Origin of the sequence: Variovorax sp. PBS-H4, from assembly GCF_901827205.1 — a bacterium.
GTDB lineage: Bacteria > Pseudomonadota > Gammaproteobacteria > Burkholderiales > Burkholderiaceae_C > Variovorax.
This window is the reverse complement of record NZ_LR594675.1, coordinates 3434726-3459077: the sequence shown is the minus strand read 5'-3', so window position 1 is coordinate 3459077 and position 24352 is coordinate 3434726. Positions and strand designations below refer to the sequence as shown.

Here is a 24352-nt window from a genome sequence, read left to right as displayed (position 1 = left end):
GTGCTTGTGATCAGCGGTAGACCGGGAAGCGGCTGGTCAGCGCGTGCACCTTGGCGCGCACCGCTTCGATGGTGGCGGCGTCGCGCGGGTTGTCCAGCACGTCGGCAATCAAGTTGGCGGTGGCTCGCGCCTCCTCGTCCTTGAAGCCGCGCGTGGTCATGGCGGGCGTGCCGATGCGCACGCCGCTGGTCACCATCGGCTTCTCAGGGTCGTTGGGGATGGCGTTCTTGTTGATCGTCATGTGGGCACTGCCCAGCACGGCCTCGGCTTCCTTGCCGGTGATGCCCTTTGCGCGCAGGTCGACCAGCATCACGTGGCTTTCCGTGCGGCCGCTGACGATGCGCAGGCCCCGCGCGCTCAGCGTCTCGGCGACGATCTGCGCGTTCTTCACGACCTGTTGCTGGTAGGTTTTGAATTCCGGCGACAGCGCTTCCTTGAAGGCCACTGCCTTGGCTGCAATCACGTGCATCAGCGGGCCGCCCTGCAGGCCAGGGAAGATCGCGCTGTTGATGGCCTTCTCGTGCTGCGACTTCATCAGGATGATGCCGCCGCGCGGGCCGCGCAGGCTCTTGTGGGTGGTGGAGGTCACCACGTCCGCGTGCGGCACGGGGTTGGGGTACACGCCGGCCGCGACCAGGCCTGCGTAGTGGGCGATGTCGACCATGAAGATGGCCCCGACGTCCTTCGCCACCTTGGCGAAGCGCTCGAAGTCGATGCGCAGCGAATACGCAGAGGCGCCGGCGATGATGAGCTTGGGCATGGCATCGTGCGCCTTGCGTTCCATCGCGTCGTAATCAATTTCTTCCTTGTCGTTGAGCCCGTAGCTCACGACGTTGAACCACTTGCCGCTCATGTTGAGGGGCATGCCATGGGTCAGATGACCGCCTTCGGCCAGGCTCATGCCCATGATGGTGTCGCCAGGCTTGAGGAAGGCCAGCATCACAGCCTCGTTCGCCGAGGCGCCGCAATGGGCCTGCACGTTGGCTGCATCGGCGCGGAACAACTGCTTGACGCGGTCGATAGCCAGTTGCTCGGCCACGTCGACATGCTCGCAGCCGCCGTAGTAGCGCTTGCCAGGGTATCCCTCGGCGTATTTGTTGGTGAGCTGGGAGCCTTGCGCGGCCATGACGGCCGGGGAAGCGTAGTTCTCGCTTGCGATCAGCTCGATGTGCTGTTCTTGGCGGGCGTGCTCCGCCTGGATGGCGGCCCAGATTTCGGGATCGGTCTGTTCGACCAGGTTTTGACGGTTGTACATGGCAGTCCTTAAGACGGATGGTCCTTGTTCTTCAAACAAACAAGGGCTGCCCAGGCGAACGGCGGAAACGCCTGCTCGGCGCCGCAGGCGGCACGCTTCCCAGTGGTCATCCACGTCAGCGCATGGCACCCGAAGAGGTGCGGCGCCTATCGCCAGTCGCGTGCGGTGCGAGTGTAGCCGACGGCTTCATGCGCCGCCGCAAAAAAGCCTAAAGATCCGACGCGAGCGCGACCTTCTGCGGGCTGGTGCCCTCCGGCTTCGCCGGTGCCACGACCGGCAGGGGCTGCGTACGCATGCCGGGCGGTGTCGGAGTGGCGATGGTGGAAGGCGCGCGTCCGGCGACCACGAGCTGCAGTCGCGCATGCTCGGCCATGACCTTGCCGGCATAGCCGCCGTCGTCCGGCAGGTTGGCTGCACCCACGTAGTACTTGAGGCCGCCTTCGAGCGAACCTGCCCGCGCGATGCACTCCTGCAGCACCTTTACGCCGACGCGCATGTTGGTGACAGGGTCGAAGGCGGTCAGGGTGCCGCCGGCGCTTTCGTACTTCTCGCCGTGTATCTGGGTCATCACCTGCATCAGGCCCTGGGCACCGACATGGCTTTGGGCAAAGGGATTGAAGCTGGACTCGACGGCCATGATCGCCAGGATCAACGTGGGATCGAGCTTGGTCCGCTTGCCGATTTCGAACGCCTCGGACACCAGCACGCTCAACGGCTCGACCGCCACGCGGTACTTCTTGCTCAGCCAGTAGGCAACAGCGGCCTGCGGCTTTGGCAGCTCACTCGGGCTGGCCGCCGTCGTGCGGTCAATGGCCGTGGGCTCCAGGTCCGAGACCTCGGGCGGCGGCTTGCGCGACTGGAGCCAGCCCATCAGCTGCTCTTCGCCGGACTGGCGCAGATCCGGACGTGCGGCAAGCGCCAGCACGCCGAAGACGATGGCCAAGCCGAGCAGGGCAAAGCCGTTGTGGCTCACTTCGAAAAAGCCTTCGGCCACGTCGGACATGAAAGTCCGCAGCCCGCGGGCCGTGGCATCAAACGCCTGTTTCATCGCTCTTCCTCCTTTGTGCGGGCCCCGAGTCGCAAAGCCCAAAAGGCATTGGTCGAAGACGGCGCTTGTGGATTGGTATGAGTCAGGTGCCGCGCGAGAGGTTGAGTCGCGGCTGCCTGATTAAGCCGAAAGTATTCGGCAGCGGGTGTAGGACAAGATCCGGCCGCAAAGGTGCGGCTTCAGCAGCGCGAATTTTAGAAGTCGCTTAATATCCGGTCAAGAATAAGGAAACAATCTTTTATGATAGTTCTTTGCATTGGAACTGCGAAATCGCCCGACGCTCGTCCATTGAAAAGCTCATTTGCATTCTGGCGACAGCCCGCATACGCTTTGATGGCCTGAGTCATCAGGCGGTTAACCAAGGCCGGTAACCGGGAGAGAATTTCTCGAACGGTTCGGTGGCCGAGGTCTGATGGTGGCAATCTCTTGCTGCCGGCATGATCGGAACATCCAACTTCCGATCGAGCGAAAAGATGGCATGGGCGTGGCGCCCGCCATCGAGCCCGGAGGCCAGACTTCAGTCAGGTCTCCGGGCTTTCTTCTTTGTGGGAGGCTTTGTCGGTTTGGGGCACACTCGCCGTCCGATGAATGCTGCTTCGCTGAAACAAAACAAGTGGGTGAGGCGTGCGGTGCTGGCTTTGCTGGTGCTGCTCGTGTTTTGGCTCGTTGCCTGGTTGGCCGTGCCGCCAATCGCCAAGAGCCAGATCGAGAAGATCGCCAGCGAAAAGCTGGGCCGCCAAGTAACGGTAGGCAAGATCGACTTCAAACCGTGGACGCTCGAGCTTGCGCTCGACGAGCTGCGCATCGCAACGGCCGACGGCAGCCGATCGCAACTCGCGGTCAGCCGCATCTATGCCGATGCCGAGCTGCAGTCGATCTTGCGCCTCGCCCCGGTGATCGACGCCCTCACCATCGATGCTCCCGCCGTGCTGCTGACGCACCAGGCGGACGGCAAGTACGACATCGATGACATCCTGGCCCGGCTGGCCAGCGCCCCAGAGGCGCCCAAGGGCGAACCGCCGCGCTTCTCGGTCTACAACATCGCCATCACCAACGGGTCGGTCGATTTCGATGATCAGGCGGTCAAGCGCAAGCATGAGCTGCGCGACTTCGTGCTCAAGGTGCCGCTCCTGAGCAACCTGCCTTCCCAGCGCGAGATCAAGACCGAGCCCAAGCTGGCCTTCGTGCTCAACGGCAGCGCCTTCGATTCGGCCGCCTCGAGCACGCCATTCGCGGACGACCGCAAGACCGATGCGCAGATCAACTTCAAGGACCTGGACCTGGCCCCTTACCTGGGCTATATCCCCGGCGGGCTGCCGGTCGCGCTGCAGGCAGGCAAGCTGGATGCGGACCTGAAGATCGATTTTGCGCAGACAACCACCACCGGCCTGAAGATCACCGGGACCGTAGCGGCGCATGCCGTCCAACTGGCGGATTCCAAGGCGCGCGACCTGCTTCGCTTCGACTCCCTCAAGCTGGCGCTGGCCGATGTGCGGCCTTTGGAGCGGGTGGTGCACCTGAGCGATGTCGCACTCGCCGCGCCGCAATTGGTGGTGGCGCGCGACGCGGCTGGGCGGCTCAACCTGCTGCCTGCCGGCGAGGCCGCCGGAGCACCGGGTCAGGCGCCTGCGACCGGCGCCCCGCCGAACTCAGAGGCGGGCGCCAAGCCATCAGCGCCAGCGCCGGGCTGGCGCGTGCAGGTCGACAAGCTGGCGCTGTCTGGTGGCGAAGTCGGCTGGCGCGACCAGACCGTCCAGCCAGCGGCGGCGATCGACATGAAGCAGCTTCAGTTCGACGCCAGCGGCATCGCCTGGCCCATGGAAAAGCCAGCTGTCTTCAATGGCTCCACGGCAGTGGGGGGCGCAGCCCTCAAGTTCGGCGGCGAGGCGACCGACAAGGCTGCGAAGGTGCAGGCCGAGGTCGAAGCCTTGCCGCTTTGGCTGGCTGCGCCGTATCTCGCGCAGAGCCTGGAGCCGACGCTCGACGGAAAACTGAGCGGCAAGATCGACGTCGCCTGGACTCCGGCCGAGCTCAAGTTCAAGGCCGGCCGCGTCGCCCTCGACGGGCTGGCCTTGACCCAGGCCAAGACCACGCTGGCCAGCGCGGGACGCTTCGAACTGGCCGATGCAGAAGTCGACATGACAAAGCACACGCTGAACATCGCCTCGTTCAGCGCCAGCAGCCCCAAGGTCCAGGTCGAGCGCGACAAGGAGAAGCGCTGGATGTTCGAACGCTGGCTCAAGGCGCCATCCAACGGCAGCCAGCCCGCCGATGCGAGCACCAAGATCGTCAACCCCAAGGATGCGAAGGCAGCCGGCGCCGCCGCCAGGCCTTGGGAGCTGTCGATCGGCACCGTGGCGGTCGACAACGGTGCGCTGTCCTATTCGGACAAGGCCGGCGCGACGCCGGTCGCTTTCGAGATCAGCGCCCTGAAGCTCGACGCCCAGAAGATCGCGCCCAACACCGCTACCGCCTCGCCGTTGCAGCTGTCCGGGCGCATCGCCGCCGGCCGCGCCGAGCCCGGACGATTCGATTACAAGGGCACGGTCGTGCTCGCGCCGGTGGCGGCCGAGGGGCGGCTGGAAGTGGCCTCCGTCCCGGCGCATGCCTTCAAGGCGTACTACGCGGACGCACTCAATATCGACATCCGCCGGGCCTTTGCGAGCTACCGCGGCACGGTCAAGTACACCGCGGCGCCTGCGGGCATGAGCGTGAAGCTGGCCGGTGACACGACGCTGGACGATTTCCGCGCCAACAGCGCGACGTTGACGCAGTCGCCCGGGCTCGGGAATCGCAGCAACCAGCTGCTGAGCTGGAAAACTCTGAGTCTGCGCGGGCTGCAGGTCACTCTGGTTCCCAAGGCGCCACTGACGGTGGACGTGCGCGAAACCGCGCTCACCGACTTCTTCGCGCGAGTGATCATCGACCCGACCGGCAGGCTCAACCTGCAGGATTTGACCAGGAAGCCTGGGCAGCCGGCTCAGGCGCCGGAGCCGGGCGCCGTGGCCACTACGCGGCGCAGCCTGGGAGGCACCGCGACGACCACCATCGCCAGGAAGCCCGCGGCTCCTTCCGCAGGGGCCCCCGTTTCCGCGGAAGCGATGGTCGGCGGGGGTCCGACGGCGCCGGCTGCGGCGATCCCGGCAGCGGCAGCGAAAGCCCCGGAATCCGACAGCAGCGGACCCGCGCCGGTCATCAACTTCGGTCCGATGAGCCTGGTGAACGGGCGGATCGATTTCAGCGATTTGTTCGTCAAGCCCAACTACTCGGCCGACCTCAGCGAGCTCACCGGCAAGCTCAGTGCCTTCTCGTCCAAGCCGCAGGGCGAACGGCCGGCCCTGGCAGACCTCGAGCTGCGCGGCAAGGCCCAGCAGACGGCCTCGCTGGAGATCACCGGCAAGCTCAATCCGCTGGCCAAGCCCCTGGAGCTCGACATCACGGCGAAGATGCGCGAGCTCGACCTGCCGCCGCTGTCGCCTTATTCGGTGCGCTACGCGGGACACGGCATCGAGCGCGGCAAGCTCAGCATGGACGTGAACTACAAGATTGCCCCCGATGGCCAGCTCACCGCCACCAACAAGCTGGTGTTGAACCAGCTGCAATTCGGTGACGAGGTGCAGGGTGCCCCCAACAGCCTGCCGGTGCGGCTCGCCGTTGCCCTGCTGGCCGACCGCAACGGCGTCATCGACATCGACTTCCCGATCAGCGGATCGCTCAACGATCCGCAGTTCAGCCTCGGTCCCCTGATCCTGAAGGCAGTGGTGAACCTGATCGTCAAGGCCGCGACGGCACCCTTCGCGCTGCTGACGGGTGGTCTCGGCGGCGGCGGCGGGGATTCGAGCACCATCGCCTTCGCGCCCGGCAGCGCGGTGCTGTCGGCCGAGGCGAAGCAGAGCCTGGACAAGGTCGCCAAGGCGCTGGCCGACCGGCCTGCACTGCGCATGACGGTGGTGGGCACCGCCAGCCTCGAGCAGGAGCGCGAGGCCTATCAGCGCCAGCGTGTGCGCCAGCTCGCCCAGGCCGAGAAGCGCCGCGCTGCAGTGCGTGGCAACCAGAATGCGGCCGATGTCGCGCCGGTTACCGATGCGGAGTACCCGGAGCTGCTGGCCGCTGTCTACAACCGTGCCGACCTCAAGACCAAGCCCCGCAATGTGATCGGCCTGGCCAAGGACGTCCCGACCAAGGAGATGGAAGATCTGCTGATGGCGAGTATTCCGGTCGACGAAGAGGCCATACGGCAGCTCGCCGTCGAGCGCGGCGCCGCTGTACGCGACTACCTGCTGGCCCAGAAGCTGCCGAGCGAGCGGCTGTTCCTCGGCGCGGTGCGCACCCGTGCCGGCGATGCCGACTGGAAACCCGGGGCCGAACTGAATCTGGCCACCCGCTGACCCTACGCGCCGCAAGTCGGCGAAAATAGCGGCGTGCGCCGGCAAATGCCGGCGCCTTCGCTTTTCTTTCTACAGATCAGGTTTTATTCGCGCGTGACCTCAACATCGACCAAGCCCCACGACCTCCAGTCCCTCGACACGATGACGGGCGGCGCCTTCACTGCACCGACCTCGGGGGAGCGTGCGCAGCGCATCCGCGACTGGCTGGCGGGCAATCCGGCGTCCGAGCAGATGCAGGAGGTTTTCAAGGAACTCAGCGGCCGCGACAAGGGCGCCGCGCGCCTCCTGCGAGAGAAGCTCGACGAGCTCAAGCGGGTTCGCGGCCAGGAAGCCATTGCCGCCGAATGGGCGCAGAAGGCGGAAGTGCTCTTGGCCCAGCCCAAGCTCAACATCGCCGATGCGCTGGCTTGGCAGCGCGATGCTGCCAAGGCGGGCGCCCCCTTGTCGCGCGAGCCGTTGGCGAGCTTCAAGGCCCGGCTTGCCGAGCGCGTGAAGGGGATCGAGGACCTCCAGCACCGTGCCCAGGTGCACCGTGAAGCGGCTGTGTTGCTGGCCCAGCGCTTCGAGGTGCTGTCGACCAAGAGCTGGCGCGACGCCCAGGCTGCCGAAGAATCGCTGCGCGCAGACGTGGCGCATTGGCAGCAGCAGGCCGACGAGATCGCTGCCGATCCCAACTGGAACAGCCTGGACGCAAAGTTCGCGCCGCAGCTGGAATCGTCCAAGGCCCAGCTGCTGGTGGTGTCCGACGCGTTCCACCAAGCGCTGGCCCAGACCGTGGCCGCCGCCGAGGACGCCGCGGCGCCCCTGCCGCCCGTGCCGGTGTGGGCCGACGAGCTGCGCATTGCGCGCGGCGGTGCGCCCGAGGTGCAGCCCGCCCAGCAAAAGCCGCCGTCGCCGAAGGTCGATCCCGAGAAGCGCGCCGCAGCCCAGGCGGCTGTGGAGGCCGCGCTGGCCAAGCTAGAGCAGGAAACCGCCGAAGGCCACGGCAAGGCCAGTGCCGGCGCCGCCGCAGCGTTGCGCGCCGTGCTCAAGGAGCACGGCAAGATGGTCGACGCGGCTCTCGAGGCGCGCGTCCATGCAGCCCTGGTGGCGGCCGGCGAGCTCGAAGGGTGGCAGCGCTGGAGCGCCGACAAGGTGCGTGAGGATCTCGTGGCCAAGGCCGAGGCACTGCTCAAGCGCCCCGAAGGCCAGGCCCTGGGCGGGCGCAAGATGCAGGAGACGCTGCGTAGCCTTCGCGAACAATGGAAGCAGGCTGACCAGGGCGGCGTGCCAAACCATGCGCTGTGGAAACGCTTCGATGAAGCATGCAATGAAGCCCACAAGGTCGTCGAGGCCTGGCTCGACAAGGTGCGGGCCGATGCGGCCGAGCACCGTGCCCAGCGCCTGGCCTTGATCGAAGAGGTGAAAGCCTGGGCCGAGGCGCAGGTCGGCAGCACCGACCTCAAGGCCTGCAACCGGGCGCTGCACCAGTTTGCTGATCGCTGGCGCGATGCAGGCCACGTGGGCGAAAAGGTGTTCGCCGAGCTCCAGCCCCAGTGGAACGCTGCATTCGGCGCCGCAAGAGCACCTTTCGAAGCGGCACAGAAGGCCAGCATTGAGCGTCGCCAGGGCATGATTGCCGAGGCCGCCGAACTTGGCGCTGCGCCCATGTTGCGTATCGATGCCGTCAAGGCGCTGCAGCAGCGTTGGCAGGCCGAGGCGCAGGGCGTGCCGCTCGACCGCCGGCAGGAACAGAAGCTCTGGGACGCGTTCCGGGCACCGATCGACGAGGCCTTCAATCGGAAGAGCGCTGAACGTGAGAAGGCGGCGGCGGCGATGAGCGAGCATGACCGTTATGTGCTCGACGCCTCGAAGGCGGTGGAGGCCGCGAACGCCACGGGGGATGCCCAGAAGATCCGTGCTGCGGTGGCCCAGCTCGAGGCCGCCTTGCGCGGCGAGGCACCGCCGGCACCCAAGGCCGCAGTCGCTGACAAGCCAGCCGCCACGGACGGCCCTTCCGTGGGCGCGACCGGGGTGGTAGCACCGGCCCAGGCGGCTGCCGAGTTCGGCGAGAGCGCCCAGCAGGCCCCCGCGGGAGCCGACGCCGAGGCTTCGCCCCCATCGGGCGCCGAAGAAGGCTCAACGTCGACGCCCGACTTGGTGGCGCCGGCCGATGGTGCCGATGCGTCGGCGCGCGCCGACGCCGGCAACGCCGAGTCAGAGGCCGCACCAACGCCCGTGGCGCCCCCGAAGCCCGCACCCAAGCCCGTGATTGCCGTGCGTGGCGATGACCGGCCCGGCAACAAGAAGGCCGAAGCGCTGCCGGGGGGACGCGGCAACAGCCGTTTCGGCGGCGATCGCCGCGACGGCCGCAGCGGCCCTCCCGGCCGCGGCAACGATCGACCGCCGCGTGCCGGCGACCGGGGTCCCGGCGCCGGCCGCTTCGGCGATCGTCCGCAGCGCGAGGAGCGTGGCCCCCGACTCGGTGACGCCGCTTTCCGTGCTCAACGTGAAGCGCTGGAGCGCGCCGACCAAGCCTTGCGCAAGCTTGCCGCCCAGGCCCACGGTGAGGCGCTGACGCAGGTGCTGGGCGCATGGGAGCAGCGCGATGCGACGAAGCTGCCCAGCGTGCAGGAGCTGGGCCGCGTCGTCTCGCCTGCGGTCCGCGGGCAGTGGTCGCAGGCCCTGGCCTCCAGTCCCTCGGCAAAACCCGATGCCGTCGCCGAGGCGCTGTTGCGGCTGGAAATGGCGGCCGAGGTGCCGACGCCGGCCGAGCAACTCGAAGCGCGTCGCGCCCTGCAGCTGAAGCTGCTGACGCGCCGCGGCGATCCCGCACCGGCGCAGACCTGGGGCCAGGATGCAGGCACAGTGCTCGCCGCCGCGCACGACGCCGCCTCGGCGCGGCGCCTGCAGAACGCGCTCAAGGCGCTCCTGCGCAAGTAAGGGTAGGAGCCTGCGCCCGGTGCCTAGGCTGCCGAGGATGGGCGTTTGAAGAATTCGTCGAACAGGGTGACCAGGCCGGCGAATTCGGAAGCCAGCTTGGCGCGGTTCACGAAGTAGGCCTCGCAGGCCACGGCAAAGAATTCGCCCGGCGATGTGGCGCCGTAAGCGTCGAGCCACGGCGCCGGGCCGCCAAAGCGCTCGGCGACGATGGTTCTCTCGCGAAAGTCCTCGTAGGCCGGCTGCAGCACCGCGAACCAGGCACCTCGCGCGTCGCGCGCGGTCGACGTGCCCGCAAAGCCCGAGGGGAGCGGCGGGCAGCCATCGGCTTCACCGCTCTTCATGTCGATCTTGTGGGCGAATTCGTGGATCACCACGTTGTAGCCCGCGTCCTGCGTGACGCTGCCCGCCAGTACGTCCTGCCAGCTGAGCATCACCGGGCCGCGGTCCATCGCTTCGCCGGCCACGATTTCGTCGTATTCGTGGACAACGCCGGTCTCGTCGACCGTCTTGCGCCGCGCCACGGCCTCGGAAGGGTGGATCACGATGCCCACGAAGTCGTCATACCAGCGCAGGCCGGCCGGCAAGTGCAACACCGGCAGCACGGCTTGCGCCGCTACCGCGAGCGCGACCTCGTCGGTGATGACGAAGCCATGGGCGCCGTGAAATTCCTTGTCGCGCAGGAACTCAGCGGCGAGGCGGCGCAGGCGCTCTATATCGCGACCGGAGCGGTCGGCCAGAAAAAGGTAGCGCAGCAGCGTGGCCCGCCAGGCCGCATCGGGAATCGGGGGCGGGGCGCGCAGCCCGCGCAGCCAGCTGAACATCAGCGCAAGTCGACGCGTTGCGCGCCCGCGCTCGACAGGCACAGCAACTGCGCACGCGCCGGATGTGCCTTCAAGTCCCAGTCGCTCAGCACGATGCGCTCCAGGCCGTCGCCAAGCTCATGCGTTGCGGGCCAGTGCGTGTGCCCGTGAATCAACGTCGTCGCGCCAGCTTGCTGCAACCACGTGCGCGCGGCATCGGCATCGACATCGGCCCAGACCACGCCGGGGGTGCGCTTGCGGTCCTCGCTCTGCGCGCGCATCGAACGCGCAAGGGCGCGGCGCTGCGCCAGCGGCCGCGCAAGGAACGCACTGCGCCAGGCAGGAGCGCGCACTTCAGCACGGAAGCGCAGGTACTCGGTGTCTTCGAGACAGAGAAGATCGCCATGGCTCAGGAGCCAGCGTCTGTCGTGCAAGGCCAGCACCGTTGGATCGTCGACCAACCGCATGCCGCATTGCTCGGCAAAGGCGGGACCGACCAGGAAGTCGCGGTTGCCATGCATGAAGAACAACGGCCGGCGCGTGGCGGCTTCGCGCAGCACCTGCGCGCATTGCGCCTCGAAGCCGGGCTCGGTGGCCGCGTCGTCGCCGACCCAGACCTCGAACAGATCGCCCAGGATGAAGATGGCATCCGCCGGTGTGGTCTGCAGATAACCGCGCCACGCCTCGAAGGTCGCCGTGTCCGAGGACTGCAGGTGGAGGTCGGAGATCAGATCGACCGTGCGCCACGCCGCAGGAGCCACGAGCTCGGCGAAGGCGGTCATCCTCAGCCTTTGATGACAGCCTTCTCGATGACCACGTCTTCCAGCGGCACGTCATCGTGGAAGCCCTTGCGCCCGGTCTTCACCGCCTTGATCTTGTCGACCACTTCCTTGCCACCGACCACCTTCCCGAACACGGCATAGCCCCAGCCTTGGGCGGAGGGCGCGGTGTGGTTCAAGAAACCGTTGTCGGCCACATTGATGAAGAACTGGGCCGTGGCCGAATGCGGCGCGCTGGTGCGGGCCATGGCGACCGTGTAGTTGTCGTTCTTCAGGCCGTTGTTGGCCTCGTTCTGGACCTCGGCGCCCGTCGGCTTCTGCGACATGCCCGGTTCGAAGCCGCCGCCTTGCACCATGAAGCCAGGGATGACGCGGTGGAACACCGTGTTGTCGTAGTGGCCCTTGGTGACGTAGGCGAGGAAATTCTCGACCGTCTTCGGCGCCTTGTCCTGGTCGAGTTCGAGCGTGATGACGCCTTGGTCCTTGATGTGCAGTTCGACTTGGGGGTTGCTCATGAGGGCTCCTTGTTGATTGGCTTTAGTTCGCCACGGTGGCGGATTGAATGGTGACGCTTTCGAGCGGCACGTCTTGCATGCCGCTCTTGTTGCCCGTGCGCACGGCGCGGATTTTGTCGACCACCTCGGTGCCCGCGACGACCTTGCCGAACACGGTGTAGCCGTGGCCGTCGGGATTGGGTGCGTTGAGCATCGCGTTGTCGTTCACGTTGATGAAGAACTGCGAGGTCGCCGAGTTGGGGTTGGCGGTGCGCGCCATCGCGATCGTGTACTTGTCGTTCTTCAAGCCGTTGCTCGCCTCCAGCGGGACCGGCGCGCGTGTGGGCTTCTGCTTCAGCTCGGGCGTGAAGCCGCCGCCCTGGATCATGAACCCGTCGATCACGCGGTGGAACACCGTGCCGTCGTAGTGCTTGTCCCGCACGTACTGCAGGAAGTTCTCGACCGTTTTAGGCGCCTTGTCGGGTGCGAGCTCGACCACGATGTCACCAGCAGAGGTGGCGAGCTTGACGCGCGGCGCAGTCTGTTGCGCCCAGCCGGCGCCTGCCAGGCTCATTGTCGAGACGAGGACCAGTGCCGCGCGACGGGAAAGGATGTGCATGGTGAAGAAGTAGAACGGGCTGAAAGAGACGACGAACCCCGGGGCAGTGCCGCGGACAGGCTACGTTCTAGCGGCGCACCGGCTTGCGGGCTTCGGCCGCAGCGGCCGGCAGCGAACCGGTACCCGGCGTGCTGAACAGCTGGCGGATGAGTGCGAGCTTCGGCGGGATGCTGGCGTTGCCCGCCTCGAGCTGCTGTGCACGTCCATAGGACTGGCCGGCGAGCCGCGCGTAGACGTCACCCAGGTTCTCGTGCGCGGTGGCGTAGTTCGGATTGAGCTTGATCGCCATCTCCAGCGCCGCGCGGGCCTTGTCGAACTGGCTCTGGCTCGCGTAGAGCGCCGCCAGATTGTTGTAGGGCTCAGGCAGTTCGGGAAAGTCCTGGGTGAGCTGGGTGAAGGCTGTAACGGCCTCGGCCTGCTTGCCTTGTTCGGTGAGGATCACGCCGCGCAGGAAGCGCATCTGCGGGTCGCGCGGCTTGCCGGCGATGTAGGCATCGGCCTTGGCCAAAGCCTCGGCAGCCTTGCCCTGGCGCAGCAGGGTGTTGACGTCGAGATAGTCGTCGGCGTGTGCCGCAGCGGCGGCAAAGACGAGCAGAAGAACCGACAGCAAACGCGGGATGAAAAAAGAGGAGGGGGCAGCGGCGTGCTTCATGAGCCTCGAGAGAAGGAGGGGGAACGCGGGCCTCGAAAACACCCGGGAAAATAACGGAACCGGCCGTTTATACTGACGCGGGATTGTAGCCGAGGGGCTCCGTTCATCCCCTCGTTGCCATAGCATCCTCACCCCTGAAAAAATTCTCTGTCGCTCGCCATTTTGCGCGGGCGAATCTTGGCATTCCCCTGTCTCATGAGCCTTCGCATCTACAACACGCTGTCGCGTGAACTGGAGGATTTTTCTCCTCTGCAACCCGGTCGGGTGCGCATGTATGTGTGCGGAATGACGGTGTACGACTACTGCCATCTCGGACACGCGCGCTCGATGGTGGCCTTCGACGTGGTGCAACGCTGGCTCAAGGCTTCGGGGCTTGTCGTCGATTACGTGCGCAACATCACTGACATCGACGACAAGATCATCCGGCGCGCGGTCGAGAATGGCGAGAGCATCCGCGCGCTCACCGACCGCATGATCCAGGCGCTGCACGAGGACGCGGACGCCCTGGGCATCGAGCGGCCCACGCACGAGCCGCGCGCGACCGAGTACGTGCCGCAGATGCTGTCGCTCATCGCGACGCTGGAGCAGAAGGGCCTCGCCTACCGCTCGACCAACGGCGACGTCAACTACGCCGTGCGCAAGTTCCCCGGCTACGGCAAGCTCAGCGGAAAGTCGCTGGACGAGTTGCATGCCGGCGAGCGCGTGGCGGTGCTGGACGGCAAGGAAGACCCGCTCGACCCGGTGCTGTGGAAGAGTGCCAAGCCGGCGGAGCCCGAGGAGGTCAAGTGGGCCAGCCAGTTCGGCCCGGGCCGCCCCGGGTGGCACATCGAATGCTCGGCCATGGCCTGCCAGTTGCTTGGCGAGACCGTCGACATCCACGGCGGCGGCATGGACCTGCAGTTTCCGCATCACGAGAACGAGATTGCACAGAGCGAAGGCGCGACCGGCAAGCCGCTGGCCCGCACCTGGATGCACAACGGCTTCATCAATATCGACGACGAGAAGATGTCCAAGAGCCTGGGCAACTTCTTCCTCATTCGCGACGTGCTGAAGCAATTCGATGCCGAGACGATCCGCTTCTTCGTCGTGCGCGCGCACTACCGCAGTCCTCTCAACTACAGCAATGTCCACCTGGATGATGCGCGGGCCTCGCTCAAGCGGCTCTACACGGCGCTGCACCTGGTGGCGCCCGCCGAGATCGCGGTCGACTGGGCCGACCCCCATGCGGCGCGCTTCAAGGCGGCAATGGACGAGGACTTCGGCACGCCGGAGGCAGTGGCCGTGCTCTTCGAACTGGCCGGCGAAGTGAACCGGACGAAATCGGCGCATGCCGCCGGCATGCTGAAGGCGCTGGGCGCCTGCCTCGGTCTGCTGCAGGGCGACCCCGAGGCCTTCCTGCAGGCCGGCAGCGCGCTCGACGATGCATCGATCCAGGCCCTGATCGCGCGCCGCGCCGAGGCCAAGGCTGCGAAGGACTTCGCCGAGGCCGATCGCATCCGTGGCGAGCTGCTGGCGCAGGGCATCGTGCTGAAGGATTCGCCGACGGGCACCACCTGGACCACCGCCAAGTGAGGGCATGAGAACCGCAATGCCTGCCGCCAAGAAGTCTCCCATCATCGAAGTCCATACCCCCCCTTACTGGGAAGAGGCCTGCAAGCACCTGGCGAGGAAGGACCGCGTCATGAAGCGGCTGATCCCGCAATTCGGCGACGCCTGCCTGGAGTCGCACGGCGATGCCTTCACAACGCTGGCGCGCAGCATCGTGGGTCAGCAGATCTCGGTGAAGGCCGCCCAGTCGGTTTGGGACCGCTTTGCCAGGCTCCCGCGCAAGATGACGCCTGCGAACGTGCTCAAGCTCAAGGTCGACGACATGCGCGCGGCTGGCCTGTCGGCGCGCAAGGTCGAGTACCTGGTCGACCTGGCGTTGCACTTCGACTCGGGCACCGTGCATGTCGATGCCTGGGCAGACATGTCCGACGAGATGATCATTGCGGAGCTGGTCGCGATCCGCGGCATCGGCCGGTGGACCGCCGAGATGTTCCTGATCTTCCACCTGATGCGGCCCAACGTGCTTCCGCTGGACGACGCTGGCCTGATCACCGGCATCAGCCGCAGCTATTTTTCGGGCGATCCGGTCAGTCGCAGCGATGCGCGCGAGGTGGCGGTCGCCTGGGCCCCTTATTGCAGTGTCGCGACTTGGTATATTTGGCGATCGCTCGACCCCCTCCCGGTGGTCGCATACTGACAAGAGGAGAAGACGTTGGCGAAACGAACCTTTCTCGACTTCGAGCAGCCCGTCGCCGAGCTCGAATCCAAGATCGAAGAGCTGCGCTATGTGCAGACCGAATCGGCTGTCGATATTTCCGAAGAGATCGACCAGCTCAGCAAGAAGAGCCTCCAGCTCACCAAGGAAATCTACAGCGAACTGACGCCCTGGCAGATCACCAAGATCGCCCGGCATCCCGAGCGCCCCTATACGCTGGACTATGTCCACGAGATCTTCACCGACTTCGTCGAGCTCCACGGCGACCGCCATTTTGCGGACGACCTCTCGATCGTCGGTGGCCTCGCGCGCTTCAATGGCACCCCCTGCATGGTGCTGGGCCACCAGAAGGGCCGCGACACCAAGGAGCGCACCGCCCGCAACTTCGGCATGAGCAAGCCCGAGGGCTATCGCAAGGCACTGCGGCTCATGAAGACGGCCGAGAAGTTCAAGCTGCCGGTCTTCACCTTCGTCGACACCCCGGGTGCTTACCCGGGCATCGATGCCGAGGAGCGCGGCCAATCGGAAGCCATCGGCCGCAACATCTTCGAGATGGCGCAGCTCGAGGTGCCTGTGATCGTCACCATCATCGGCGAGGGCGGCTCGGGCGGGGCGCTGGCCATCTCGGTCGGCGACCAGGTGCTGATGCTTCAGTACTCGGTCTACTCGGTGATCAGTCCCGAAGGCTGCGCCTCCATTCTCTGGAAGACCAGCGACAAGGCCCAGGAAGCGGCTGACGCGCTGGGCATCACCGCGCATCGGCTCAAAGCGCTCGGGCTGGTCGACAAGATCGTCAACGAGCCGGTCGGCGGCGCGCATCGCGACCACCGGCAGATGGCCGCGTTCCTCAAGCGCGCGCTCAACGATGCTTTCCGCCAGGTCGCCGATCTGCGGCCGAAGGAACTGCTCGATCGTCGCTATGAGCGCCTGCAGAGCTACGGGCGCTTCACCGATACCAAAGCCGACAGCGCCAAGTAGTCCGCGGCCGGCGCGAGGGCGGGGCACGACCCATGGAAAATCCCGCCGCGCTTGCCCTGGCGTCATGGGCGGCCCCGTTGCCGCTGGCCATCGCCTACAGCGGCGGTGCCGATTCCACCGCCTTGCTGCACGCAGCCGCTGGCCTCTGGCCGGGCCAGGTGGAGGCTTTGCACGTGCATCACGGCCTGCAGGCGGCGGCTGACGACTTCGAGGCGCATTGCCTCTCGACCTGCAAGGCCTTGGACGTGCCCCTGCGCGTGGGGCGCGTCGACGCTCGGCACGCGCCTGGCGAAAGCCCTGAAGATGCGGCGCGGCGGGCGCGCTATGTCACGCTGGCCGCGCTTGCGCGGGCCCACGGCCTTGGGGATGTCGCGCTGGCGCAGCATGCTGACGATCAGGTCGAGACCATGCTCATCGCGCTCGGCCGCGGCGCTGGCCTCGACGGACTGGCCGGCATGCCGCGCCGGATGCAGCGGCATGGCGTGAATTTCCATCGGCCATTGCTGGAGGTGCAGGCGGTCGGACTACGCGAATGGATCACCGGCAGCGGCACTGCACACATCGAAGACCCCAGCAATGCAGACCTGCGCTACACGCGCAACCGGATCCGGCTGCAGCTGCTGCCGGCGCTTGCCACGACGCTGCCGCAGTTCCGCGAGACCTTTGCGCGCTCCGCCCGCAACGCCGCCAGGGCCTCGCGTCTGCTGGCCGAGATCGCCGCGGCTGACCTCGCCACAGCAGGAGCGCCGCCGGCCCTTGCCGCCTTGCGCACCTTGCCGCGCGAGCGGCTCGCCAATGTTCTTCGCCATTGGCTCAGGCGCGAGCATGACGCCGTGCCCAGCGAGGCCCAGCTCGAACAACTGCTCGACCAGATCGAGGCCTGCAGCACCCGCGGCCACCGCATCCGCCTCAAGGTTGCGGACGGTTACGTCCAGCGAGAGGGTGAGTTCCTGCGTTGGTACAATGCCCGGCCTCCTTCGCAGCCCGCAGCCTTGCGCTGAAATTGGACAACCCAGGCATGCGACGGGGCCACGGACGCCGGCACTGCCGCAGGCATCCGAACTCTTCTCCTTGACTTCATCCATGGCATTGATCGTTCACAAATACGGCGGCACGTCGATGGGCTCGACCGAGCGCATCAAGAATGTCGCCAAGCGCGTTGCCAAGTGGGCGCGCGCCGGCCATCAGATGGTCGTGGTCCCGAGCGCCATGAGCGGCGAGACCAACCGCCTGCTCGGCCTGGCCAAAGAACTCGCTTCCGGCAAGACCGACGACGACCACAACCGCGAGCTCGACATGCTGGCCGCGACCGGCGAGCAGGCCTCGTCCGCACTGCTGGCCATCGCGCTGCAGGCTGAGGGCGTGCAGGCCGTCAGCTATGCCGGCTGGCAGGTGCAGGTGAGGACCGACAGCGCCTTCACCAAGGCCCGCATCGAAAGCATCGACGACCAGCGCGTGCGCGCCGACCTCGAGGCCGGCAAGGTGGTGGTCATCACCGGCTTCCAAGGCGTCGATGACGCCGGCAACATCACCACGCTGGGCCGCGGCGGCAGCGACACTTCGGCCGTCGCCATCGCTGCGGCAATGAAGGCGCACGAGTGCCTCATCTACACCGATGTCGACGGCGTCTACACCACGGACCCGCGCGTCGAGCCCGATGCGCGCCGCCTGACCACGGTGAGCTTCGAGGAAATGCTGGAGATGGCGAGCCTCGGCTCCAAGGTGCTGCAGATCCGCTCGGTCGAGTTCGCCGGCAAGTACCGGGTGCCCCTGCGTGTCCTGTCGAGCTTCACGCCCTGGGACATCGACATCAAGGAAGAGGCCCGCTCGGGAACCCTGATCACATTCGAGGAAGATGAAAACATGGAACAAGCCGTCGTATCCGGCATTGCGTTCAACCGCGACGAAGCCAAGATCTCCGTGATCGGCGTGCCCGACAAGCCGGGCATCGCGTACCACATCCTCGGCGCCGTCGCCGATGCCAACGTCGAGGTCGACGTCATCATCCAAAACCTGAGCAAGGACGGGCGCACCGACTTCAGCTTCACGGTGCACCGCAACGACTACGCCAAGACTGTCGACCTGCTGAAGGACAAGGTGCTGCCAACGCTGGGTGCGAGCGACATCGTAGGCGACACCAGGATCTGCAAGGTCAGCATCGTCGGCATCGGCATGCGCAGCCACGTGGGCGTGGCCAGCAAGATGTTCCGCGTGCTGAGCGAGGAGGGCATCAACATCCAGATGATCTCCACGAGCGAGATCAAGACCTCGGTCGTGATCGACGAAAAGTACATGGAACTCGCCGTGCGGGCCCTGCACAAGGCCTTCGATCTCGATCAACCGCCCGCGTAAGCTGGCATAATTGCGGTTTCCTGGAAACGTGACCGAGTGGCCGAAGGTGCTCCCCTGCTAAGGGAGTATGGGGTGTAGAGCCTCATCGAGGGTTCGAATCCCTCCGTTTCCGCCAAGAACAATCTCAGAGCCTCTCTTTGAACCCCGCGCGCTACCCGCCGCGGGGTTTTTCATTGGGGGAGTGTCACCCCCACTTGGCGCGTGAGACTTTGACGGGATCAGGTGTCCGTCGAGGCTTCCGTCGTTGGCGCAACAGGCTCGGTCAAGGCCATGAGCACGTCCGCGTACCAGGCGCAATTGAGGCCGAGCGATTCGTCCTGCACGAGGTCACGCGTGCGCATGTCCATGCGCGTGGAATGCACGCCCAGCAGTTGCCAGGGTAGTTGCGACCGCTCCGCGTTCGGATTCTGGATGCGCCGCAGCACCGGCGCTCCGCTGCTGCCGCGATGGGTGCGGGCGTCGGTCAGAAAGTAACCCTGCTGCTGGAAGCGGACGCCGAAAGCCGAAGCGATGGACGCGCTTCGCACCACGGGCAGATGGTGCACCGTGTCATGGAAGCCCAGCGGGAAGCCGACGATGACCAGCGCGTCTCCGACCTCGGCAACGTCATCGGTCGCTTCGAGGTGCTCCGGTCCGAACGCGTGCAGGATGCTGGAGTCGGGCAGGGTGCCGGGATCGATCTCGATGGCGGCCACGTCCACGTCGCCGGCGCTGTCGGCGGCCTGGCGCCATTGGCTCAGGCCGTCGCGATACAGCGGCACCGAAACCGCCGCGTACCGTGTCAGGTCTAGCGCATCGGTATGTATCTCGACTTCGATCCGGTCGGGAAAATGGCTGCTCGTTTCATCGGCAAGCACATGGCGGCTGGTGACCAGGAACAGCCTTCCGTTGCGGCGAAAGAAAAAGCCGCTGGCACCGGACAAGGAGCCCGGCCCCAGGAAGGTGCTGACGCGCGTTGTGGTCAGGAGCGCCGCCTCGGTGGCAGGACGCTGCGCCCGCGGCGCGGTGGCATCTTGCAGGTTCTTCATCGCGTGCGCCTTTCAAAAAAAGAAAACGCGGTCAAGCCGCGTTCTCGAGACTGGATTTGCCGCGGACCCGGCCAGAGGACGGGACCTCCCTGGCGCCATGCCGTTACGGCGCAGTGTACGCCGCAGGGGCGCAGGGCACGCGCTCGCAGGATCAGGCGTCGCGCTGCGTGCCGAAGACGGCTCAGCGGCCTGGCCAGCGACCGAATCGCTCGTAGATGGCCGATTTGAGCCGCTTGATTTCCATCAGGGCATCCAGTTTCGGCGCTTCCTTGCCCGAGAGGATTGCCGCGATATGGCCGGTGATGTCCCTGGAGGCCTCGGCTTCGCATGCGCAGCGAGCCAGCTCCTTCTGGCGCTCATGGGATCCCAGCTGGGCAAAGTCCTGCATCAGCGATTCGCTGACGCGCAACGATGCGGCCGCCGCGGCCAGGCTCATCTGGATGGCCGCGCGCACGCGATTTCCGAAGTCGTTTTCCTCCTCGATGCGCGATTCGGCCTCCTGCAGCGCGGGCGGCAGGCAACCGATGTCGGTCGGGGCGAAGTAGGGCACGGCGGCAGCCAGGTGGCTGCGCCCGGCAATGACTTCCTGGATGAGCGCGCGCGCCTTCTCGACTGTCTCAAGGTCCGGTGATTCCATGGCAACTCCTCCAGGCGTCAATGTTGTAAGCAATGAAGTGTCTGCGCTGGCAGGCGAATGCAGGCCTGCACCGCGATAGAAATGCACCCGTGCTGTTAAATCCTCGACGCTTGCGGAAGGCGCGTCCCGAACACGAAATGACGCGGCGATCGCTATTGATACTTTTCACTTCGGCCTGGATTGAGCACATCGCCCATTTTCGAATTCAGCGGCGATGGACCGCGCGCCGAGCATGCTGCTGGCGATGGATCGAGCGGTGCTGATGGAGTCCGTCAGGCCGAGGTGGCCGTGGCCGACCGCCAGCCAAAGGCCGCGCCGGCCGGCTGCCGGGCCGATGACCGGCACAGAGTCGGGCATGCAGGGCCGGTGGCCCATCCACTGGGTGGCCTGTACCCCGTCGAGGTCCTCAAAGGTCTCGCGCGCGATGCGCTCGAGGATCGCGGCGCGGCGCGGGTCCGGCGGTCGCTCCAGGCCTCCGAATTCCACGGTACCGCCCACACGCAAACCCTCTTCCATCGGCGTCAGGAAGATCTTGCGATCGGCCAGCACCACGGTGCGCGAGACCGTGCTGCGCCCGCCCTGGAACTGCACGTGATAGCCGCGCTGGCTCTCGAGCGCCAGGTGCACGCCCAGCGGGTCCAACAACCGGCGCGACCATGCCCCGGCCGCCACCACCACGTGGTCGAAGCAGTCTTCCGCGCCATCGGCTGTGCCGGCCGTGGCCAGGCGCCAGCGCCCGCCCTCCAGCGGCGTCATCGCCCGCACCTCCTCACGCCGCACCCGGCCACCGCGCACGGCAAAGCCGCGCACCATCGCCTGCACGTACCGGTAGGGATTGACGATGGTTGCGTGGTCGGCCATGAACATCCCGACCCGGTAGCGTTCGGCCACGCGTGGCTCCAGTGCCAGGATGCCGTCACGGTCCAGCTGGGTGAACGCATAGCCGTAGTGAAGGCGCATGCGCCAACCGTCGGCGTCCTTGGCCAAGGCGCGCGCGTCCGGGTAAAGATGCAAGTGGCCTTGGCGCACGAAGAGTTCGGGCACCCCGAGTTCACGCGTAAGCGCTTCGTGGCGGTCGATGGCGCCCGTATGCAGCGCCGCCAGCTTGGCGGCCGAGAGCGCAACTCGCGACGGCTGGGCTGACGCGATGAAGCGCATCAGCCAAGGCACCGCCTTCGGCAGGTACGAGAGGGGCAGGTGCAGCGGGCTCTCTTCGTCGAGCAGCATCTTCGGCACCGAAGACAGGATGCCCGGCATGGCCAATGGCGCTACCGATGCCGGACTGATGGCCCCAGAGTTGCCGTAGCTGCAGCCGCGACCGGGCTCGTCGCGGTCGATCAGCGTGACGGCCGCGCCGCGCTTGCGCAGCGCCAGCGCGATGCAGCTGCCGACCACGCCGGCACCAACGACGGCTACCCGCAAGTCAGCCGGCGGCATGGCGACCGGCGAGCCGGCGTTTGTCCCGGCCGGTGGGCTGCGACGGATGAGCGGCTTGCTGCGCACGCGCAGGGCCTGGGAGGTCTGGCGTCGAGAACAGGGCGATTGGAAGAGTGAGGCGCGGCATCATGGGCCTGTCGGACGCAAGGTGGACGGTGAGCGACAAGGACTTGACTCTATGACGTCTTGTATCGTTTATCAATACGCCATATTGCAATGCAATAATGGTGCTCCAGCTCTTCAAGGCCGCCATGCCCCGTGCCAGACCCGCCGCAGCGGCCCTCGCGCGCAAAACACGCCAGACAGACTCGGCGCGCGACAGCCCGCTGTTCATGGTTTCCGTCGCCAAGTGCTTCCAGGTATTGGAGGCGCTCAGCGCTGCAGGGCGCCCGGTTGCCCTGACCGAGCTGGCCGTTCTGGCGGTGCTGGACCGCAGCGCGGTGCAGCGGGTCACGCACACGCTCCACGCGCTGGGTTACCTCCGCCAGCATCCGGTCACGCGGGCTTTTACGCTGTCGGGCCGCATGCTGCGGTTTGGCCACACGCTGTTGGCGACCCACCGGCTGCGCGAGAAGGCGAGCCCGCACCTGGAGGCGCTGAATCGCAAGATCGGAGAAACGGTCAACCTGGCTGAATTGGAGGGACCGGAGATCGTTTACGTTGCACGCTTTCCCAGTTTGCACGCGGTAAGCGTCGACCTGCACGTGGGCTCGCGGTTGCCGGTTTACTGCAGCGCGGCCGGCCGCGCGATCCTTTCGAAGCTCGATGAAACCGAGGCGATGGCGATGCTGGCGGCCCTCAAGCGAAAGCCGATGACAAAGCGCACCGTCACCGACCTGCGGGGCTTGAGCGAGGCGTTGGCAAAGGCGCGCGAGCTGGGCTATGCGTTGAACGACCAGGAGGTCTTCGTCGGAGAAGTCTCGATCGCGGCGGCGCTGATCAATCGCGCCGGGGAGCCGCTCGGTGCGGTCAACATCGCAGTGCCTTCGCCGCGCTGGTCGATGGCGGAGGTGCTGCGCCGCCTTGTGCCGCAATTGTTGAAGACGGCGCGGGACATCAACCGGGAACTGGCTGCGGTCTGAGCAGAGCCCGCGAGGCCAGCTCAGCGGTTGCGTGGTTCCTCGAAGGTGTCGAGCAGCGTAATCGAGTGCTCGACTCTTCGAGCGATCTCCTCTCGAAGCGGCTTCGGAGTCCAGTTGGCGACCGACAGGAAAAGGATGCCGCTGCCGAGCACCGAAAGAAGCCCGGTCATCAGGTCTGAATAGGTCAACACGTCCATTGTTTGGTCCTTCGCGTAGGCAACAGCTCGGGCGAGCAGCCAGGGCAGTGTCTCACTGGCCTCCTGGCACCTCAATACGCCTTTCGGAGGAGAACCGGAGGCGAAAACGCGGCGCCGTCCTACTTGACATGAAGCCCGTCCAGGGAAGGGTCGGCGGGCGGCAGGGCAAGCTCCATGTTGCGCAGGGTCTTGACCAGCAGTTCGGCAATCATCAAGTTTCGATGAAGCTTGCTGTCGGCTGGAATCACATTCCAGGGCGCGTAGCTGCTGGAGGTGCCGCGCAGCGCCTGCTCGTAGGCGCGCTGGTAGGCGTCCCACTTGTTGCGCACTTCCAGGTCGTCGAGCCGGAACTTCCAGCGTTTCCCCGGGTCGTCGATCCGTTCCTGCAGGCGCTCGCGCTGCGTCGCCTTGCTGATGTGCAGCATGCACTTGACGACCACCGTGCCCGTCTCGACGAGCAGGCGCTCGAAGTCCCGAATCTGCGCGTAGCGGCGGCTCAGCTCCTGCTTGTCGATCCAGCCTTCGACCCAGGGCACCAGCACGTCTTCGTAGTGGCTGCGGTTCCACACCATGATCTCGCCGGCGCGCGGCACGTTGGCATGGCAACGCCATAGGTAGTCGCGGGCACGCTCGTCCTCGCTCGGAGCCTTGTAGGCGGTCACGCGCACGCCCAGCGGGGAGGTGCGGGAAAACACCCAGCGAATGGTGCCGTCCTTGCCGCTGGTGTCCATGCCCTGGAGCACCAGCAGCAGCTTGCGGCGGCCCTCGGCATGAAGCAGGTTCTGCAGCTCGTCGAGTTCGCCGGCCAGCTGTTCGAGCCGTTCCCGCTGGCCTTCCTCGTCGCCCTTTAAAAAAGGGGTGTCGGCGGGGTCGATGCTCGCGAGTTTGAACTTTTCGCTTGTGGTGACGCGGTACTTCTTGAAACTGGCCATCGCCGTGCGCCCTCGTTGTTGGCAATGGCCCGAGGGTACGCGATGTTCAGTCTTCGTCCGTGTCCAGCGACGCACTCCAGCGGGTGTCCCAATCGACGTGCCGAGCCTGGTCGAGATCGCGCCGATCGCGCTTGGTCGGCCGCCCCTGCACGATGCTGAGTGCCGGCTCGCTGCCGATGCGCCGCTGCTCGCGCGCGGCTGCCTGTGCGGCCAGGCTCTCGGGCGTCTCTTCATAGAGCTGCTGTGCCACCGGCGCCGGTCCGCGCTGCCCGCTCAGGCCCCGCACCCGCACGATGCGGTCCAGCCCACCGCCGACCCGCAGCGCGACCAGGTCGCCTGCCTTCACCTCGCGCGAGGCCTTCGCGACCTCTCCGTTGATCTGCACGCGGTTCTTGCCGATTTCGTCGGCGGCAAGGGTACGCGTCTTGAAGAAGCGTGCGGCCCAGAGCCATTTGTCGATGCGCAGGCGGTCCATGTCTCCGTCTGAGT

Annotated in this window: 21 protein-coding genes, 1 tRNA gene and 1 riboswitch; of the genes, 9 read left to right on the top strand and 13 right to left on the bottom strand. The window is 66.3% G+C overall.

The annotated features are described in order from the left end of the window. Positions 1-10: 10 nt before the first annotated feature. The gene (gene glyA, locus E5CHR_RS16395; RefSeq protein ID WP_162580838.1) at positions 11-1255 is read right to left on the bottom strand and encodes a serine hydroxymethyltransferase; all 1245 of its coding nucleotides are present in this window, start codon (positions 1253-1255) and stop codon (positions 11-13) included. 41 nt (positions 1256-1296) lie between these two features. Next, a riboswitch (ZMP/ZTP riboswitch) is annotated at positions 1297-1425 on the bottom strand. A gap of 38 nt (positions 1426-1463) precedes the next feature. Continuing rightward, entirely contained in the window at positions 1464-2303 is an 840-nt protein-coding gene (locus E5CHR_RS16390; protein ID WP_162580837.1) for a lytic transglycosylase domain-containing protein, read from the bottom strand. 584 nt (positions 2304-2887) lie between these two features. Here E5CHR_RS16390 and E5CHR_RS16385 point away from each other — a divergent pair. Next, the gene (locus E5CHR_RS16385) at positions 2888-6691 is read left to right on the top strand and encodes a DUF748 domain-containing protein (RefSeq protein ID WP_162580836.1); all 3804 of its coding nucleotides are present in this window, start codon (positions 2888-2890) and stop codon (positions 6689-6691) included. A 93-nt stretch (positions 6692-6784) separates the two neighbouring features. After that, positions 6785-9613, top strand: a complete 2829-nt coding sequence (locus E5CHR_RS16380) for a DUF349 domain-containing protein (protein ID WP_162580835.1) — start codon at positions 6785-6787, stop codon at positions 9611-9613. A 23-nt stretch (positions 9614-9636) separates the two neighbouring features. Here E5CHR_RS16380 and E5CHR_RS16375 read toward each other — a convergent pair whose 3' ends face one another. From E5CHR_RS16375 to E5CHR_RS16355, 5 genes are all read right to left on the bottom strand, one after another. Further along, positions 9637-10434, bottom strand: a complete 798-nt coding sequence (locus E5CHR_RS16375) for a zinc-dependent peptidase (protein ID WP_162580834.1) — start codon at positions 10432-10434, stop codon at positions 9637-9639. Then, complete coding sequence (locus tag E5CHR_RS16370) at positions 10434-11195, bottom strand: UDP-2,3-diacylglucosamine diphosphatase (protein ID WP_162580833.1); 762 nt, start codon at positions 11193-11195, stop codon at positions 10434-10436. Before E5CHR_RS16370 ends, E5CHR_RS16375 begins: the two co-directional genes overlap by 1 nt. Before the next feature lie 2 nt (positions 11196-11197). Next, on the bottom strand, positions 11198-11707 hold the full coding sequence (locus E5CHR_RS16365) for a peptidylprolyl isomerase (RefSeq protein WP_162580832.1): 510 nt from the start codon (positions 11705-11707) through the stop codon (positions 11198-11200). Positions 11708-11729: 22 nt separating this feature from the next. Continuing rightward, entirely contained in the window at positions 11730-12305 is a 576-nt protein-coding gene (locus E5CHR_RS16360; RefSeq protein ID WP_162580831.1) for a peptidylprolyl isomerase, read from the bottom strand. 67 nt (positions 12306-12372) lie between these two features. Then, the gene (locus E5CHR_RS16355) at positions 12373-12957 is read right to left on the bottom strand and encodes a tetratricopeptide repeat protein (protein WP_162580830.1); all 585 of its coding nucleotides are present in this window, start codon (positions 12955-12957) and stop codon (positions 12373-12375) included. Between the two features lie 195 nt (positions 12958-13152). Between E5CHR_RS16355 and cysS the strand changes: the two genes are divergently transcribed. The 6 genes from cysS to E5CHR_RS16325 all read left to right on the top strand — a co-directional run bounded on the left by cysS (position 13153) and on the right by E5CHR_RS16325 (position 18665). After that, positions 13153-14529 (top strand): cysteine--tRNA ligase, encoded by a 1377-nt coding sequence (gene cysS / locus E5CHR_RS16350; RefSeq protein ID WP_162580829.1) that lies wholly within the window; start codon positions 13153-13155, stop codon positions 14527-14529. Between the two features lie 16 nt (positions 14530-14545). Beyond that, the gene (locus E5CHR_RS16345; RefSeq protein WP_162580828.1) at positions 14546-15202 is read left to right on the top strand and encodes a DNA-3-methyladenine glycosylase family protein; all 657 of its coding nucleotides are present in this window, start codon (positions 14546-14548) and stop codon (positions 15200-15202) included. A gap of 15 nt (positions 15203-15217) precedes the next feature. Continuing rightward, positions 15218-16198, top strand: coding sequence for an acetyl-CoA carboxylase carboxyltransferase subunit alpha (locus E5CHR_RS16340; protein ID WP_162580827.1), 981 nt, complete (start codon positions 15218-15220; stop codon positions 16196-16198). A gap of 32 nt (positions 16199-16230) precedes the next feature. Continuing rightward, a complete protein-coding gene (gene tilS / locus E5CHR_RS16335; RefSeq protein ID WP_162580826.1) occupies positions 16231-17199 on the top strand; it encodes a tRNA lysidine(34) synthetase TilS in 969 nt (322 codons plus the stop codon). 82 nt (positions 17200-17281) lie between these two features. Further along, a complete protein-coding gene (locus tag E5CHR_RS16330) occupies positions 17282-18550 on the top strand; it encodes an aspartate kinase (protein WP_162580825.1) in 1269 nt (422 codons plus the stop codon). 22 nt (positions 18551-18572) lie between these two features. Continuing rightward, positions 18573-18665: transfer RNA gene (locus tag E5CHR_RS16325), tRNA-Ser, on the top strand. Positions 18666-18768: 103 nt separating this feature from the next. Here the strand turns inward: E5CHR_RS16325 and E5CHR_RS16320 are convergent. The 3 genes from E5CHR_RS16320 to E5CHR_RS16310 all read right to left on the bottom strand — a co-directional run bounded on the left by E5CHR_RS16320 (position 18769) and on the right by E5CHR_RS16310 (position 21718). Beyond that, a complete protein-coding gene (locus tag E5CHR_RS16320) occupies positions 18769-19578 on the bottom strand; it encodes a S1 family peptidase (protein WP_162580824.1) in 810 nt (269 codons plus the stop codon). A 181-nt stretch (positions 19579-19759) separates the two neighbouring features. After that, positions 19760-20215, bottom strand: coding sequence for a hypothetical protein (locus E5CHR_RS16315; protein ID WP_162580823.1), 456 nt, complete (start codon positions 20213-20215; stop codon positions 19760-19762). Positions 20216-20380: 165 nt separating this feature from the next. Then, positions 20381-21718, bottom strand: a complete 1338-nt coding sequence (locus E5CHR_RS16310) for an NAD(P)/FAD-dependent oxidoreductase (protein ID WP_232062076.1) — start codon at positions 21716-21718, stop codon at positions 20381-20383. Between the two features lie 158 nt (positions 21719-21876). Between E5CHR_RS16310 and E5CHR_RS16305 the strand changes: the two genes are divergently transcribed. Then, the gene (locus E5CHR_RS16305) at positions 21877-22734 is read left to right on the top strand and encodes an IclR family transcriptional regulator (protein WP_162580822.1); all 858 of its coding nucleotides are present in this window, start codon (positions 21877-21879) and stop codon (positions 22732-22734) included. 20 nt (positions 22735-22754) lie between these two features. On the opposite strand, the gene E5CHR_RS16300 is transcribed toward E5CHR_RS16305, so the two are convergent. The 3 genes from E5CHR_RS16300 to E5CHR_RS16290 form a co-directional block, all read right to left on the bottom strand. After that, entirely contained in the window at positions 22755-22931 is a 177-nt protein-coding gene (locus E5CHR_RS16300; protein ID WP_162580821.1) for a hypothetical protein, read from the bottom strand. 119 nt (positions 22932-23050) lie between these two features. After that, positions 23051-23863, bottom strand: coding sequence for a PPK2 family polyphosphate kinase (locus E5CHR_RS16295; protein ID WP_162580820.1), 813 nt, complete (start codon positions 23861-23863; stop codon positions 23051-23053). A 46-nt stretch (positions 23864-23909) separates the two neighbouring features. Beyond that, a complete protein-coding gene (locus E5CHR_RS16290; RefSeq protein ID WP_162580819.1) occupies positions 23910-24338 on the bottom strand; it encodes an RNA-binding S4 domain-containing protein in 429 nt (142 codons plus the stop codon). Between the last annotated feature and the right edge of the window lie 14 nt (positions 24339-24352).

Excerpts from the sequence above, each read along its gene's own strand:
- glyA (WP_162580838.1), bottom strand. The coding sequence starts at position 1,255 with ATGTACAACCGTCAAAACCTGGTCGAACAGACCGATCCCGAAATCTGG.
- E5CHR_RS16390 (WP_162580837.1), bottom strand. The coding sequence starts at position 2,303 with ATGAAACAGGCGTTTGATGCCACGGCCCGCGGGCTGCGGACTTTCATG.
- E5CHR_RS16385 (WP_162580836.1), top strand. The coding sequence starts at position 2,888 with ATGAATGCTGCTTCGCTGAAACAAAACAAGTGGGTGAGGCGTGCGGTG.
- E5CHR_RS16375 (WP_162580834.1), bottom strand. The coding sequence starts at position 10,434 with ATGTTCAGCTGGCTGCGCGGGCTGCGCGCCCCGCCCCCGATTCCCGAT.
- E5CHR_RS16370 (WP_162580833.1), bottom strand. The coding sequence starts at position 11,195 with ATGACCGCCTTCGCCGAGCTCGTGGCTCCTGCGGCGTGGCGCACGGTC.
- E5CHR_RS16365 (WP_162580832.1), bottom strand. The coding sequence starts at position 11,707 with ATGAGCAACCCCCAAGTCGAACTGCACATCAAGGACCAAGGCGTCATC.
- E5CHR_RS16360 (WP_162580831.1), bottom strand. The coding sequence starts at position 12,305 with ATGCACATCCTTTCCCGTCGCGCGGCACTGGTCCTCGTCTCGACAATG.
- E5CHR_RS16355 (WP_162580830.1), bottom strand. The coding sequence starts at position 12,957 with ATGAAGCACGCCGCTGCCCCCTCCTCTTTTTTCATCCCGCGTTTGCTG.
- cysS (WP_162580829.1), top strand. The coding sequence starts at position 13,153 with ATGAGCCTTCGCATCTACAACACGCTGTCGCGTGAACTGGAGGATTTT.
- E5CHR_RS16345 (WP_162580828.1), top strand. The coding sequence starts at position 14,546 with ATGCCTGCCGCCAAGAAGTCTCCCATCATCGAAGTCCATACCCCCCCT.
- tilS (WP_162580826.1), top strand. The coding sequence starts at position 16,231 with ATGGAAAATCCCGCCGCGCTTGCCCTGGCGTCATGGGCGGCCCCGTTG.
- E5CHR_RS16330 (WP_162580825.1), top strand. The coding sequence starts at position 17,282 with ATGGCATTGATCGTTCACAAATACGGCGGCACGTCGATGGGCTCGACC.
- E5CHR_RS16320 (WP_162580824.1), bottom strand. The coding sequence starts at position 19,578 with ATGAAGAACCTGCAAGATGCCACCGCGCCGCGGGCGCAGCGTCCTGCC.
- E5CHR_RS16315 (WP_162580823.1), bottom strand. The coding sequence starts at position 20,215 with ATGGAATCACCGGACCTTGAGACAGTCGAGAAGGCGCGCGCGCTCATC.
- E5CHR_RS16305 (WP_162580822.1), top strand. The coding sequence starts at position 21,877 with ATGGTGCTCCAGCTCTTCAAGGCCGCCATGCCCCGTGCCAGACCCGCC.
- E5CHR_RS16300 (WP_162580821.1), bottom strand. The coding sequence starts at position 22,931 with ATGGACGTGTTGACCTATTCAGACCTGATGACCGGGCTTCTTTCGGTG.
- E5CHR_RS16295 (WP_162580820.1), bottom strand. The coding sequence starts at position 23,863 with ATGGCCAGTTTCAAGAAGTACCGCGTCACCACAAGCGAAAAGTTCAAA.
- E5CHR_RS16290 (WP_162580819.1), bottom strand. The coding sequence starts at position 24,338 with ATGGACCGCCTGCGCATCGACAAATGGCTCTGGGCCGCACGCTTCTTC.